The organism is Kitasatospora sp. NPDC017646, assembly GCF_044329365.1.
Lineage (GTDB): Bacteria > Actinomycetota > Actinomycetes > Streptomycetales > Streptomycetaceae > Kitasatospora.
Map to the genome: position 1 here is coordinate 149,422 of NZ_JBIRJC010000011.1, position 14,675 is coordinate 164,096.

12 protein-coding genes are annotated in these 14,675 nt (G+C 73.2%); all 12 read left to right on the plus strand.

The window, feature by feature from the left end; all coding sequences use genetic code 11:
• Window positions 1-49: 49 nt before the first annotated feature.
• The 12 genes from ACH4J0_RS19535 (at window position 50) to ACH4J0_RS19590 (ending at window position 14,675) form a co-directional block, all read left to right on the plus strand.
• Entirely contained in the window at window positions 50-538 is a 489-nt protein-coding gene (locus tag ACH4J0_RS19535; protein ID WP_396241649.1) for an NUDIX domain-containing protein, read from the plus strand.
• A 396-nt stretch (window positions 539-934) separates the two neighbouring features.
• Entirely contained in the window at window positions 935-1,102 is a 168-nt protein-coding gene (locus ACH4J0_RS19540; protein ID WP_396241651.1) for an FxLD family lanthipeptide, read from the plus strand.
• A gap of 126 nt (window positions 1,103-1,228) precedes the next feature.
• The gene (locus ACH4J0_RS19545) at window positions 1,229-4,288 is read left to right on the plus strand and encodes a lantibiotic dehydratase (RefSeq protein WP_396241653.1); all 3,060 of its coding nucleotides are present in this window, start codon (window positions 1,229-1,231) and stop codon (window positions 4,286-4,288) included.
• A complete protein-coding gene (locus tag ACH4J0_RS19550) occupies window positions 4,285-5,544 on the plus strand; it encodes a lanthionine synthetase C family protein (RefSeq protein WP_396241655.1) in 1,260 nt (419 codons plus the stop codon). The genes ACH4J0_RS19545 and ACH4J0_RS19550 overlap by 4 nt, the downstream gene beginning before the upstream one ends.
• 14 nt (window positions 5,545-5,558) lie before the next feature.
• Window positions 5,559-7,634 (plus strand): methyltransferase, FxLD system, encoded by a 2,076-nt coding sequence (gene fxlM / locus ACH4J0_RS19555; protein ID WP_396241657.1) that lies wholly within the window; start codon window positions 5,559-5,561, stop codon window positions 7,632-7,634.
• Window positions 7,635-7,638: 4 nt separating this feature from the next.
• Window positions 7,639-8,727 (plus strand): hypothetical protein, encoded by a 1,089-nt coding sequence (locus ACH4J0_RS19560; protein WP_396241659.1) that lies wholly within the window; start codon window positions 7,639-7,641, stop codon window positions 8,725-8,727.
• Between the two features lie 7 nt (window positions 8,728-8,734).
• Window positions 8,735-9,337 carry an exonuclease domain-containing protein gene (locus ACH4J0_RS19565; protein WP_396241661.1) on the plus strand — a complete coding sequence of 201 codons (603 nt, stop codon included), beginning with the start codon at window positions 8,735-8,737 and terminating at the stop codon, window positions 9,335-9,337.
• A gap of 110 nt (window positions 9,338-9,447) precedes the next feature.
• Entirely contained in the window at window positions 9,448-9,774 is a 327-nt protein-coding gene (locus ACH4J0_RS19570; RefSeq protein ID WP_396241663.1) for a MazG-like family protein, read from the plus strand.
• Complete coding sequence (locus ACH4J0_RS19575; protein WP_396241665.1) at window positions 9,771-11,729, plus strand: ATP-binding cassette domain-containing protein; 1,959 nt, start codon at window positions 9,771-9,773, stop codon at window positions 11,727-11,729. Before ACH4J0_RS19570 ends, ACH4J0_RS19575 begins: the two co-directional genes overlap by 4 nt.
• Window positions 11,726-12,970 (plus strand): methyltransferase, FxLD system, encoded by a 1,245-nt coding sequence (gene fxlM / locus ACH4J0_RS19580; protein WP_396241667.1) that lies wholly within the window; start codon window positions 11,726-11,728, stop codon window positions 12,968-12,970. The genes ACH4J0_RS19575 and fxlM (ACH4J0_RS19580) overlap by 4 nt, the downstream gene beginning before the upstream one ends.
• Window positions 12,967-13,338 carry a glutamate ligase domain-containing protein gene (locus ACH4J0_RS19585; protein ID WP_396241669.1) on the plus strand — a complete coding sequence of 124 codons (372 nt, stop codon included), beginning with the start codon at window positions 12,967-12,969 and terminating at the stop codon, window positions 13,336-13,338. The genes fxlM (ACH4J0_RS19580) and ACH4J0_RS19585 overlap by 4 nt, the downstream gene beginning before the upstream one ends.
• Complete coding sequence (locus ACH4J0_RS19590; protein ID WP_396241672.1) at window positions 13,335-14,675, plus strand: NUDIX domain-containing protein; 1,341 nt, start codon at window positions 13,335-13,337, stop codon at window positions 14,673-14,675. Before ACH4J0_RS19585 ends, ACH4J0_RS19590 begins: the two co-directional genes overlap by 4 nt.

Consider the following 14,675-nt stretch of genomic DNA (forward strand, 5'->3'; position numbering starts at 1 on the left):
GTCGCGTCCCCTCCATTGCCCCCTCAACCTTCACCCAGGAGCACCCCTGATGCACGCGACGAGCAGGCTGTCGGCCGGCGTCATCGCCCACGACCTGAACACCGACCGGATCGCCACCGTCCACTACGCCCAGCGCAGTTGGACCCCCGGCCCCGCATGGACGATCCCCGGTGGGAAGGTCGACCCCGGGGAGGAAATCGCCCATGCTGCCGCCCGGGAGCTACGCGAGGAAGCCGGGCTCATCGCCCGGCCGTCCGACCTTCGCCTGGTGCACACCATCCAGGCCAAGGAGGGCTGGGACGGGCGCGGCGGGTTCGTGCTGTTCGTCTTCGCCACCAGCGAGTTCACGGGCGAGCTGGTCAACGTCGAGCCGGACAAGCACCTGGAGGTGCGCTGGCACCCCGCCGCCGACATCCTGCCCAGCCCGATGTTCCCGACCTCCAAGACCGCGGTGGAGGCGTACCTGGCCGGCGGGCCCGCGTTCTCCACCCACGGCTTCGACCTCGCCTCCGGCGGGCGGCAGCTCGTCGAGACGTGACCGGCGCCCGCCAGCAGCGTGCCGGGCGAGTGCGCCCGCCCGGCACGGTGCCGGCCGGTTCGACCCTGGCCGGTCCGTACCGGCTGCCCCGCGGCCACGCCGAGCCCTGACGGCACCGGCGCTCGATGGTGGCGCCTTCCTGAACTGCCTGTTGTGGCCCGCCGTCGACCTACAACCGAAGTTCGACTACCGGCTGGCTAGTGCGAACTGACCCCCGGCAGCGGCACGGTCCGGCCAGGCTCCTGGGCTGGGCCCCCGCCTGCGGCCTCCGAGTTTCGCCCTGCCAGGCAGCTGCCCGCTCGCGGGCAGCACTGCCCCACCGACTCCTGGCACCGGGACGCGCACCGCGCAACGGTGCCAGGACACACAAGAGCAACAACCAAAGGAGGAACCAACATGGTTCAGAAGATCACAGCCGAGACCAAGGCCACGGCCGGCGTCGGCGTTGACGAGTTCGACCTCGATGTGACCGTCGTGGAGCGGACCGATGCCGCCAGCCTGGAGGTGCTCACCGACGACGGCTGCGGCAGCACCTGCGGCGCCTGCACCACCGGCTTCCACTGATCCACCCAGGCGGTGCCGCCGGAAGGACCCCTTCTGGCGGCACCGCCGCCCGGCCGACGTCCGCTTCAACCACCGAGGTCCCCGATGCGCCGCTCCACACCATCGGCTTTATACCGTGCCGCAGAGGTGGCACTTGTCCGCGCCGTCGCCCATCCCGATCTTCCGGTCCCTGCCTGGCCAGACCTCACCACCGCCCGTCCTGAACTGGCCGCCGAGCAGACCGAGTGGCTGCGCGGGGTGTGGGCCGACGAGGGTGTCGCCGAGGCGCTCGCGCTCGCGAGTCCGGTCCTGGCCCGTCAGGTCGCAGAGCTGCTCTCCGGCGAGCAGCCGCCCCCGCGCGAGGTGCGGCGCGCCGCCCTGTCCACCGCCCGCTACCTGCTGCGGGCTCTCGGGAGGCCAACGCCGTTCGGGCACTTCGCCGGTGTCCAGGCAGCCGTCTTCGGGTCTGCCACCGACCTGCGCTGGGGCGACGACCACCGCGCCGTCGCGCGGGCCTCGGCCGCCTGGCTCGCCCAGCTGATCGGCCAGTTGGAGAGCATGCCAGCGCTGCTCGCCCGGCTGGAGGTCGCGGCGAACGACGCCGTCCTGGTGCGCGGCGACCGTCTGGTGATCCCGCATCAGCCGCTCGACCGGCCCCAGCGCGGCACGGTCGCTGCGGAGGTCAGCCTGCGCCACACCCGCGCCGTCGCCTTCGTGCTCGCCGCCGCCCGCCGCCCGGTGGCGTTCGGGGTGCTGGCCGAGAAGCTCTCCGCCGAGTTCCCTACCGCGCCCGGTGCGCGGATCGAGGGCGTGTTGACCGAGCTGGTCGCCCGCGGCGTGCTGATCACCAGCCTCCACGCCCCGGCCACGGAGGCGGACCCGCTCGGCCATCTGCTGGCCGCGCTGGAGCGGGCTGGCGCCGACCAGGTCCCGGAGGCGGCCGGACTGCTCGCCGAGCTGCTCGCCGCCGACAGCGCGATCACCGCCCACGCCCAGGCACCGAGCCGTGCTGCCCGTGCGGAGATCACCCGGGCGGTGACCGCCAACGGGCGGCCCGGCGCGGCGGGGCGGCCGGTGCTGGCCGTGGACCTGTGCCTGGACGCCGACCTCGTGCTGCCCAGGGCCGTGGCCGACGAGGCCGCGACGGCGGCCGGCCTGCTCGCCCGCCTCAGCCCTCTGCCGTATGGGAGCGGGTCGTGGCGCTCCTACCACCAGCGGTTCTACGAGAGGTTCGGCCGGGGCGCGTTGGTGCCGCTACTGGACATGGTCGCGGACAGCGGGATCGGCTGGCCCGACGGCTACCCGGGTGCCCGGCCTGCAGAGCCCGCGCGGTTCGGCGAGCGCGACGAGATCCTGGCCACCCTCGCCCAGCGGGCGGCGCTCGACGGGCAGCGCGAGGTCCTCCTGGACGAGCAGCTGCTGGGCGTGCTCGACCTCGGCCCCGCCGAGGGGCCGCGCCTGCCCCCGCACCTGGAGGTCGTCTTCGGCCTCCACGCCGCCAGCCGACAGGCCCTGGACAAGGGGGAGTTCTGGCTGGAGGTCGTCTCCGTCGCCCGCGCCGCCGGGGTCTCGACCGGCCGCTTCCTCCACCTCCTCGACCCGCAGCACCGAGCGGCCTTCACCGGCGTGCTGACGAACCTGCCGGCCATGGATGATCAGGCGGTCGCCGCGCAGCTGTCCTGCCCGCCGCTGGACCCGGCGACCGGGCACGTGGCCCGCAGCACGGCGACCGGGCAGCTGGTCGTCAGCCTCGCCGAGCATCGCCCAGGCTCCGAAGGCGCCCTGCGGCTGGGGGACCTCGCGGTCGGATGCGACGGGCGGCGGATGTACCTGGCCGCGCCCGCGCACGGGGTCCGGATCGAGGCGAGCGCCATCCACGCCCTGAACCTGCGCGTCCACACTTCTCCGATGGCCCGGCTGATCTCCGAACTCTCCCGCGCCCAGGGCGCGCAGGTCACCCGCTTCTCCTGGGGCGCGCTCCAGTCCCTGCCGTTCCGGCCCCGGCTGCGGCACGGCCGCATCATCCTCTCCCCAGCCTCCTGGCGGCTGTCCGCCACCGAGCTGCCGCCCGCACGGGCGCCGTGGGAACAGTGGGAGAAGGCCCTGCTCGACCTGCTGGACCGGCGCCGGGCACCGCGGCGGGTGCTGCTGGCCGCCGACAGCCAGGGCCTGCCGCTTGACCTGGACCAGAGCGGCCACCGCGTCCTACTGCGCTCCCACCTCACCTCAGCGCCGCACGCCGTCCTCGTGGAGACGCCGGCACCGACGGACCTGGGCTGGGCGGGCGGCCGGGCGCACGAGTTCGCCCTCCCGGTCACCGCCACCCGGCCCCCGGCCTGGCCGCGCCTGCCCAAACCCACCACGATGCGGACCGTGCGCCGTGGCCACGGCGACGTCCCGGGCACCTCCTGGGTGCTGCTCGCCTCGCTGTACGGCGACCTCGCCCGCCAGGACGTGATCCTTACCCAGCACCTGCCGGACCTTCTGGACCGCCTCGGGGGACCGGAGTGGTGGTTCGTCCGATTCCGCGACCCCCGCCAGCACCTGCGGCTGCGCATCGCGCTGCCCAACCCGGCCGGCTTCGGCCCCGCCGCCACCGTGATCAGCACCTGGGCCAACGAGCTCCACCAGGCCGGGCTGCTGTCCGAAGTCGCCTACCCCACCTCCTACACGGAGCACGGCCGTTGGGGCGAGGGCCCCGCCTGGGCCGCAGCCGAGCGGGTCTTCCGCGCCGACTCCGCTGCCGTCCTCGCGCAGCTGTCCCAGCCCGACCGGCCGCAGCGGCTGGCCCTGCTGACCGCCCACGCCGTCGCCATCGCTGCCGCTTTCACCGGCTCCCCCTCCGCCGGGCTCCGCTGGCTCGTCCGCAACGTCCCCGCCAAGCCTCCGACCGCCATCCCCCGGCCCCTCTTCCAGGAGGCCGTGCGCCTGGCCGACCCCGCAGGCGACTTCGCGGCGCTGCGCGAACAGCCTGGCGGCGGCGCGATCGTGGACGCCTGGGCCGACCGGCACCAGGCCCTCGACACCTACCGCCGCTTCTTCCCCGGCCCGCACACCCGGGGCATCGCGCCGGACGACGTCCTCGGCTCGATGCTCCACTGCTCCTACGCCCGCGCGTTCCGCATCGACTTCGACGACGAGGCCCAAGTCCTGTACCTGGCCCGCGCCGCCGCCTACGCCCGCCTCTCCCGGGACGGTGACCTGTGACCGAGCACCCCGCCCTCCAGCTGTCCGACCGGATCGCCGAACTGCTCGCCGACCCCAACGAGGCGCCCGTCGGATGGACTTCGCGCCCGCATTGGCGCCAGTCCCTGGCCACCGGTGCCCCCGGCATCGCCCTGCTCCACGTCGAGCGCGCCGCTGCCGGCCGGGGCCCGTGGGAACCTGCCCGCGCGTGGCTCGCTGTCGCGGCCGACGACCAGGTCACCAGCGGCCCGGACAGCCACCTCTACTACGGCGCCCCCGCTCTGGCCCATGCCCTCGGATGCGCCGCCCAGGCCCGGCCCGGCTCCTACCGGCGGGCCCTGTCCCACCTCGGCCAGGCGGTCGCCGCCGACGCGGTGCGCCGCTGCGAGGCGGCTCTCGCCCGGATCGACGCCGGCGAACTCCCGGCCCTCTCCGAGTTCGACGGCATCCGCGGCCTGGCGGGCATGGGCTCGGTGCTACTGGACCGGGCGCCGCGCGGCGAGGCGATCCGCGCCGTGCTGACCTACCTGGTGCGTCTGACCGACGACGTCAAGCACGACGGCCAGGTGCTGCCCGGCTGGTGGGCCCTCAGCGGACCCTCCGGCAAGCCGGACGGCCGTTTCCCCGGCGGGCACGCCAACAACGGCCTCGCGCACGGGATCGCCGGTCCGCTCGCCCTGCTCGCCCTCGCCCTCCGCCACGGAGTTGAGGTGGACGGCCAGCGAGCAGCGATCGGCACGATCCTGGCCTGGCTGGAGCGCTGGCGCGACCGGCACGCCTGGCCGTACGTAATCACCCCCGGGCACCTGGCCGGCACCGTCCGCGGGCCGCTGGCTCCGCAGCGGCCAAGCTGGTGCTACGGCACCGCCGGAATCGCCCGCGCCCAGCAGCTCGCCGCCCTCGCCCTCGGCGACTCGCGCCTGCGCCAGGACGCCGAGGAAGCCCTCGCCGCCGCGCTGCTGGACCCGCCGTCGCTGGCCGCGACCACCGATATCTCGCTCTGCCACGGCTACGCCGGGCTCGCCCACATCGCGCACCGGGCCGCCGCCGACGCCTCCCCGCGCACCGCGGCCCGGCTGCGCTCCGCCGCCGACCTTCTCCTGGACACAACCCACCCGCCGCGCACCGACCCCGACGCCCAGGCCCGGCGACTCCTCGCCTCGGCGGCCGGGCCCGACCTCCTGGAAGGCGCAACCGGCACCGCTCTCGCGCTGCTCGCCCCCGCCACCCACGCCGCACCCGCGACCCGCTGGGACGCCTGCCTCCTGGCCGCCTGACCAAGGACCGACCGATGACCGCCTGGATTCAGCACAACCTCACCTTCCCCGACCCCGCCACCGTCGAGCAGACCGCCGCTCACCACCTCGCCCCCGCCCTCGCCTTCGCCCAGAACTCTGGTGACCTGGAAGGCTGGTGGTACATGCGCAAGCACGGGCTGCGGCTGCGCTACCTCGCCGACGCCCCCGTCCCCATCGTCACCTCGCTCCTGGACACGCTCGTCGAGGAAGGACTCCTCACCGGCTGGGTGACCGTCACCTACGAGCCCGAGACCGAGGCGTTCGGCGGCCCCGAGGGCATGGAGATCGCCCACCGGCTCTTCCACACCGACAGCCGTCACCTGATGGCCCGCGCCGCCCAGCCCGACCCGCCCGCCCTCGGCCGCACCGAGACCGTCGTCGTCCTCGTCTCCGCCATGCTTCGCGCCGCCGGCCTCGACTGGTACGAACAGGGCGACGTCTGGAGCAGGGTCGCCGACCTGCGGCCCGAGCCGCCCGCCCTCGCGCCCGAGCGGGTGGCCACCCTGACCGCCGCGATGCGCCGGCTGATGATCCTCGACACCCGCCACCTCACCCGCCCCGGTGAACCGCTCGCCGGGCGTGCCGACTGGGTCGCCGCCTTCGAGAAGGCCGGGCAGGACCTCGTCGGCCTGGTGCGCGACGGCCGGCTCACCCGCGGACTGCGGGCCGTTCTCGCCCACCAGGTGCTCTTCCACGCCAACCGCGCTGGCGTACCCGTCGAGCACCAATCCGCCATCGCCGCAAGGGCGGTGGCCGCCGTCTTCCACTCCGGCGAGGACCCCGCGCCCTCGCAGTCAACCATCCGCACAACCACTAGGGTCGCCCACGTGACTACTCTCAGCGACAGCACCACTCCGACCGCCGACGATCTGCGCGACGCTCTCACCGAGCGCCTGCTCGCCGGGAAGCACATCACCAGCGCCCCGGTCGAGGGCGCCTTCCGCGCCGTCCCGCGCGAGCACTTCCTGCCCGGATTCCCGCTCGACGTCGCCTACGCTGACAACCCGACCTACACCAAGACGGACGGGTCCGGCACGCAGATCAGCGCGGCCTCCCAGCCGACGATCGTCGCGATGATGCTGGAGCAGCTCGGAGCCCGGCCCGGCGAGCGGATCTTCGAGGCCGGTGCCGGGACCGGCGTCAACGCGGCCTACATGGGGCACATCGTCGGCCCGGACGGGCACGTGGTCGCCGTGGACGTGGACGACGACCTCGTCGACGGCGCCCGCAAGCACCTCGCCGACGCCGGGGTCGACAACGTCACCGTGGTCCTCGGCGACGGCGCCCTCGGCCACCCCGAAGGCGCGCCGTACGACCGGATCATCGCCACCGTGAGCACCAGCGAGATGCCCACCGCCTGGCCCCAGCAGGTAAAGCCGAGCGGCCGGATCGTCCTGCCACTGCGCCTGCGCGGCACCGCCAGCCGCGTCATCGCCTTCGAGCGCGGCGAGGGCGGCTGGAGGTCCGTCAACGACCGGCTCGCCGTCTTCATGCCGCTGCGCGGCAGCATGGACGACGAACGGCGCACCGTCACCCTCACCCACCAGGGCGACGTCACCCTCCAGGTCCACAAGGACCAGACCGACGCAGTCAACGCCTCCGAACTGCTGGGCGTCCTCGACACCGAGCGCCACAACGTCTGGACCGGCGTGACCATCCCGGCCGGCACCACCTACGAGTACCAGGACCTGTGGCTGGCCCTCCGGATGCACAACTCCCTGATGCGGATGAGCGTCACCGGCGATGCCCGCGAACGCGGCATCGTCCCCATGTTCGACTGGGGCGCCATGGCCACCGTCCACGCCGACTCCCTCGCCTACCTCACCCTGCGCCCCAGCGAGCCCGACGCCGACGGCCGCAAGACCTACGAGACCGGCGTGATCGGCCACGGCCCCAGCGGCGAACTGCTCGCCGATCTCGTCGCCCGCGAGATCGGCACCTGGCACGCGGGCTACCGGGGCCGCAGGCCGCGCTTCGAGCTGCCCGACGCCCCCGCCGTCGCCGACCTGGCGGCCGGCCGGTTCGTCCTGAACCGCCCCCACCACCCGATCACCGTCATCTGGGAGTAGCCGCGTGCACCCGACCGGACCCATAGCCCAGCGCTTCCCGCTGGTCGCCCGGATCCGGCCCGCGTGCCTGCCCCTCGACGCCCGTGTCGGCCAGCTCTCCGAGCTGGCCGACACGGCCGCGCGGCAGACCGCCCCGGGCCCGGCGTCCACCGTCTTCAACCAGGCCGCCCTCCTCGCCTCCGACGTCGGGCTACCCGACTACGCCCGCGAGCTGTGCCACCGCCACGCCGCGCTCTACCTCACCCGCGGCCCACTCCCGGCAATGAGCGCCATCCGCGGCCTCGAACCCCTCGTCAACCTCGCCCGCCTCAACCTCCGAGCGGGCCAACACCAGCAGGGCCACCAGCTCCTGCTCGACCTCTACCAGGCCATCACCAGCGCCACTGAGACGGTCCTGGACGGCATCACCGTCCCCGCTCAGCTCACCGAGACCGACGAGCAGCGTGCCGAGGTCCGGGCGTGGCTGTGGCGCGTGGTCATCGCGGACGGCACCCGCGCCCTCACCTGCACCGGACGCTGGAGCGACGCCCTTCGTCACCTCGAAGAGCACCGGGGTGTCGGGCTGCGCATGCTCGACGGCCGCCAGACCGCCGTCCTCGCCGCGGCCACCACGGGAGATCTCCCCCGCGCCCTCGCGCTCCTGAGCGGCACCGAGCCAGGAAACCCCTGGGAGAACGCCGTCACCGCAGTGCTCACTGCCCTGTGCTGCCCTGGCGACCAACACGCCGCCGAAGCGGCGATCGACCGCTGGCTCGCGCTCGCCGCGGGCGACGGCCTGGCCGTGTTTACCACCCGCCTCGGCCTAACCGCCTTCGACACCACCGGCCCGGACACCCCTGCCACGAGGAAGGTCGCGCGGCAACTGACCAGCCAAACGATCGAATGCGGCGACGGCTACGCAGCCCGTGACGTCCTCGACCACCCGGCCGTCGCCGCCACCATGTTCCCCGCCGAACGGCACCAGCTCACCGGGACCGTGACCGCCTGCGGCCTGGACCAGGGCGATCTACCGGCCGACCTGCAAAGCGACTTCGCCACCGCCCTCGACCGCGCCGCCTCGGCGCTAACCCGCAGTCTGGCCGCCAGCCGATAGGGAACGCATGGACTACAGCACTTGGCCCCGAGTTGTCGTCGTCGACGTGGAGGGCAACGGCGCCCAGCCGCCGGACCTGGTGGAGCTGGCCGCCGTCCCGGTGGTGAACGGCAGCCCGGTGTCCGCCTCCGTGCGCTCCACCCTGGTCCGCCCGCCCCGGCCGATCAGCCCGATGGCCACGCGGGTTCACGGCATCACGAGCCAGGACGTCGCCTCCGCGCCATCGTGGCCGCAGATCGGCGAGCGGGTGCGCGCCAATCTGGAGGGCGCGTGGATCGCCGCGCACAACGCCCACGTGGACTACGGCGTCTTGTCCCGGCACCTGCCGGGGTGGAAGCCGGCCGGGGTGCTGGACACCCTGCGCCTGGCGCGCGCGACCTACCCGCAGGCCGCCGGGTACGGCCTGGACGCGCTGATCGAGCTGTGCGGCATCGACCTGTCGGCCGTCCCCGGGAAGCGCCACCGAGCCGCCTTCGACGCCCACGCAGCCGCCCTGCTGCTGATCCACCTCGCAGGGCACCACGCCACCTGGACCGCTCTGCTGGCCGCTGCCGTCCCGCCTGGCCTGCCCGGCCACCCCCAGCCGCAGGAAGACCCGACCTTGTGGTGAGCGGCCCGGCCCGAATCGAAAACGTGGTCTTCGACCCGGGCTCGCCGAGAACCGCCGGGAACCTCCCGGCGCTTGGATGCGAAATCGAACAGGGAGCAGGATCAACCCCCATGGAAGAGCTGCTGCAAGTCGCCAACTTGGTTGCTAATAAGCTGAATTCGCGCTTCGCGGACGATCCCGAAAAGCTCCGGATGCTGCAAGGACTCAAGGTCCAGGAGGAGGCCGGCGAACTCGCCCAGGCCATCATCGGAGCCTTGGGCCTCAACCCGAACAAGGGCCACTCCCACACCTGGGACCACGTGCGCGCTGAGGCCTGCGACACCGCCCTCACCGCCCTCGTCACGCTCTGCATGCTCGGCGGCGACCCCGAATGGTTCCTCACCGAGCACCTGCGCACCATCCGCACCAAGGCCGAGGGCTGGGAGGCAACCGCTTGAGCACCACGCCGCAGCTCGACCTCACGGCCGAAGACGAGGCCGAGATGATGGAGTACCGCCCGCCCGAGAGCGACGCCGAACTCATCTCCGGCCGCAAGGCCAGCGTGCTGGCCACCGCCCGCGCCCTGCCCCGCCTGGTCCTCCTCGCGCTGCGCCTTGGCCGCCAGGCCGACCCGGGCTCCCTCACGATCATGCTGGTGTGCGCCGTCGTCGCCTCGACGGCGAGCGCCTTCGGCCTGCTGGCCACCACCGGCATGATCACCCACCTTCTGGCCAGCACCGGTTCGATCAGCCAGCGCCTCTCCGACTCCCTGCCCTCGATCATCGTGCTGGCCGCGATGGCCGCCGCCGGCTCGCTGCTGGACATCGTCGGCGGCTGGGTGTCCGACCGGCTCGGCCCCAAGATCAACCGCCTGGCCGAGATGGAGCTGATCGAGGCCGCGACGCGCGCCGAGCTGTCCGCCTACGACGACCCGAAGTTCCACGCCGCCTGGGACGCCGGGGACCGAGGCGCGGTCTCCACCCGCGACCTCGTCTCCCAGGTCCGCGACCTGATCACCCACGCCGCCTCGCTGGCCGCCGCCACCGTGGTGATCGCCACGATCCACCCCCTGCTGCTGCCCCTGCTCGTCCTGGCCGTCCTGCCCCAGGCGCTGGCCCGCACCGCCGCCGCGACCTCCCTGCACCGCGCGATGCTCGCCATCTACGGCCCGCTGCGCGCCGCCGCCGTACTGCGCTGGTACCTGTGCGATCGCCGCTCGGCCGCCGAGGTCCGTTCCAACACCTTCGTCCCGTTCCTGCTGCGCCACCACGCCCGCGCGGTGAAGAAGATCAGCGCCACCACCGACGAGGCCGCCGCCCGCTCCGCCCGCCTGAACCTGTACGGGTCGGTGGTGTCCGGCATCGGCGCCGCTCTGGTGTGGGGTGGCCTGGCCTGGCTCCTGGCCACGGGCCGGGTCTCCCTTGCCGCCGCCGGAACCGCCGTCATCGCCCTGCGGGCGGCCTCGGCGAGCCTACGCAACGCGGCGAGCTACGCGGCCGCCGTCCACCGCACCGGCTTGTGGGTCGGCGACTGGAGCAGCTTCATTGAGCTGGCCGGCGCCCAGCGTCGGAACCGCGGCACCCAGGCCCCGCCGGAGGAGACCGCCGTGATCGAGGCCAGGGGCGTCACCTACACCTACCCCGGCTCCGACAAGCAGGCCCTGCGCGGCGTGGACTTCCGCGTCAGGCGCGGAGAGATCGTCGCCGTGGTCGGGGTGAACGGCGCCGCGAAGTCCACCCTGATGCGGCTGCTGTGCGGCCTGACGCTGCCCGGCGACGGCGCGGTGACGTGGGACGGGCGCGACACCCGCGATATGGACCCGGACCTGCTGTGGGGGCACACCGCGTTCGTCCAGCAGGACTTCTCCCACTGGCCGCTCACCGCCCGGCAGAACATCACGCTCGGCCAGCCCACCGGCCGGGGCGACGCCGCCGTGCTGGAGGCCGCCGCCGCCACCGGCGCCGACGAGGTGATCGCCGAACTCGACCGGGGCCTCGACACCCTCGTGTCGCGGGAGTTCTGGGGCGGCACCGACCTGTCCGAAGGCCAGTGGCAGCGCATGGTCACCGCCGCCGCGTTCCACCGGCAGTCCGATCTGCTCATCCTGGACGAGCCGACCAGCGCCATGGACCCGAGGGCCGAACACCGGATCTTCAACGGCCTGGCCGGCATCGCCAAGGACCGTGCCACCGTGCTGGTCACCCATAACCTGGAGAACACCCGGGTCGCGCACCGCATCGTCGTCCTGGACCACGGGCGCGTCATCCAGGAAGGCACCTTCGACGAACTCGCCTCCACGCCGGGCATGTTCGCCGACCTCCGGGCGCTGCAGCACGACCGCAGCGGGGTGCCAGCGCAGAGGCCGCCACTGACCGAGACCCCCGGCACGACCAGCAAGGAGCGGACCGCGTGAGCGACCAGCAGATTGCCTCCCGGCCCAGCACCGCCGAGGAGCTTCGCCACCAGCTCGCCGATCGACTGCTCGCTGACAAGAAGATCCGCACCAGCGCGGTAGAGACGGCGATGCGCGCCGTGCCACGCGAGCTGTTCGTCCCCGGCGTCCCCCTCGCCACCGCCTACGCCGACGACACCGTGTCCATCAAGACCGACGAGGCCGGGACGTCGATCAGCGCGGCGTCCCAACCGCGGATCGTGGCCCTCATGCTGGAGCAGCTCCAGGTCGAACCCGGCCACCGGGTCCTGGAACTCGGCGCTGGCACCGGCTACAACGCGGCCCTGCTGGCCCACCTGACCGGACCGGCCGGACGGGTCGTCACCATCGACGTCGATGACGACCTGGTCCGCGGTGCCCGCGCCAACCTCGCCCGAGCGGGCGTCACCGGTGTGGACATCGTCCTCGGCGACGGCAGGCTCGGCCACCCCGACACCGCGCCGTTCGACCGGATCACCGCCACCGTCGGCGCCTTCGAAGTCCCCCGGGCCTGGCTGGACCAGCTCCACCCCGCCGGCCGTCTCCTCGTCCCGGTGCGCCTGGCCGGGGCAGTGTCGCGGACCGTCCCCTTCGTCAGCGACGGCCACGGCGGCTGGATCGGCGACGGCAGCGAGATGGCGGGCTTCATGCCGCTGCGCGACCCCGGCACCACCCCGGCCGGGTCCAGCGCCATCGACCTGACCGGCACCGGCGCGGCCACCCTCCAGCCCAACCGGGACAACCTCCATGCCACCGACCCGGCCGCCCTAACCGGGGTCCTGAACACCCGGCACACCATCGTGCCCACCGGGGTGTTCGTCGGCCGCCAGGAGTCGTTCGAGCAGCTGTACCTGTGGCTCGCCTGCCGCCTGCCCAACCCGCCGATGTGGCTGCGGTCCGCCAAAGACGCGTTCCCGGGCCTGCCCGCCCAGACGATGGCCACCACCGCAGGCGGCTCCCTCGCCCACCTCGGCTACCACCTCACCAAGGACGGCGGCGACCGGTTCGAACTCGACTTCCACGGCTACGGCCCCGGCGGCGCCGACCTCGCCGCCCAGCTCGCCGCCGAAGCCGCACTGTGGGACCACCGCTTCCGCAACCACCCCGCCGTCATCGCCATCCCGGCCACGCCGCCGACCGCCGACCCGGACCGTGGCCGCTTCGTCCTGGCCCGCTCCACCACCCCGATGACCGTCACCTGGAACACCGAGGACCCCCGTTGAACGAGCAGCACAGGATGATCGCCGTGCTCGGTGAGATGGCCGAACTCGGACAGGACGCCGTCGAAGGGCACCGCGCTGTCGGACGGGAGGCCGGAGAACTCGGGGTGGACCTGGTCCTCGCTGTCGGCGGCGCGCTGGCCGAGCAGCTGGCGCTCGCCGCCGGTGCAGCGGGCGTGGAGACCGTCGCGATCGTGCGCGACAACGACACCGCCGCCGCCTGGCTCCAAAGCGAGGTGCGCCCCGGCGACGTCGTCCTCGTGAAGGGCTCCCGCTCAGGGAAGCTCTGGCAGGTCGCCGAGACCCTGGCCGGGCAGCAGGTCACAGCCTGGGGCGACTGGAACCGTACGAAGGAGGAGACCACCGCATGATCTCGTACAAGCTGCTCGCCGAACAGGCCCTGGCCGAGGGCGTCCAGAAGCTCGCGGCCGGAACCGTCGTCCGCGATCCGCAGGGCCGCATCCTCATGCTGCGCCGCAAGCAGGACGACGTCTTGCCCGGCCTGTGGGACTACCCGGCCGGCGGACTGAACGACGGCGAGGACCCCCGGGACGGGGCGATCCGGGAGCTGGCCGAGGAGACCGGCATCATTTGCCCCGACATCGAGTACGTGCGGGCCCTGGACTTCATCAACTCCCGAGGCGGCCTGACCCGCCAGTTCGTCTTCACTTGCACTGTCCCCGACGAGACCGCGGTGACCCTCTCCGAGCACGACGCCTTCGGCTGGTTCCACCCGGACGAACTGCCGCCGACCAGCGACGGCTACCGCGAGGTGATCACCTGGCTCACCCACCGCCTCGCCGCCGGATGGAAGCCCGCCAGCCGCTACCTGGCCACGATCGACCGGCCGATGACGTGGGCCTGCTTCCTGGTGCGCGACCACGAGGGTCGCGTCCTCGGGATGCGCAACTCCGTGGACACCGAACGCTGGGACTGGCCCGGCGGGAACTCCGAGCCCGGCGAGTCTCCGTTCGAGACCGCGCTGCGCGAGGCCCGCGAGGAGATCGGCCTCGACCTGCTCGCGGAGAACCCGGACCCGGTCGGCCGGCAGCGGCTGATCGCCGTCATCCACCAGCAGGCCGACCACGTCCGCCCCGTGCCGTCGATCGGCTGGGTCTTCGACGGCGGCACGCTCACCGAGGAGCAGCAGGCCCGCATCGTCCTCGATCCGGACGAGCACTGCGAGTTCCGCTTCGAGACGGACTACAACTGGCGCCACTTCCTGACGCCGAAGGAGTACCGGCAAGACCTCCAGGTGCTGCGCGCCGCCCGCTCCGGCCGGGTGCTCTACATCGAGCGTCCGACCCCGGAGCACCAGGACTTCGAGGGCATCGTGGTGTTCGTCACCACTCCGGACGGCGAGCTGCTGGTGCACCACCGGGACGAGAAGGAGGGCATCGCCTGGCCGGGCTACCGAACCCCGATCGGCGGGTGGCGTGAGCACGATGAGACGCCGCGCGAGACCGCGACCCGGGAGGTGTTCGAGGAAGCCGGGATCACCATCACCGACGTCCGGGAGCTGCCCGGCCCCCGTCACGAGCGCGTCTCGGCGATGACTCGCGTCCTGCACGCGGTGTACACCGGCCCGAAGGACGCGATCCGGCTCGGCGACGAAGGCCAGAGCATCGCCTGGGTGCCGTTCTCCGAGGTCGCCGCGCTCAAGACCCCGCCGTACGTCGCCCACTACCTCGACCTGATCGGAGCCTGA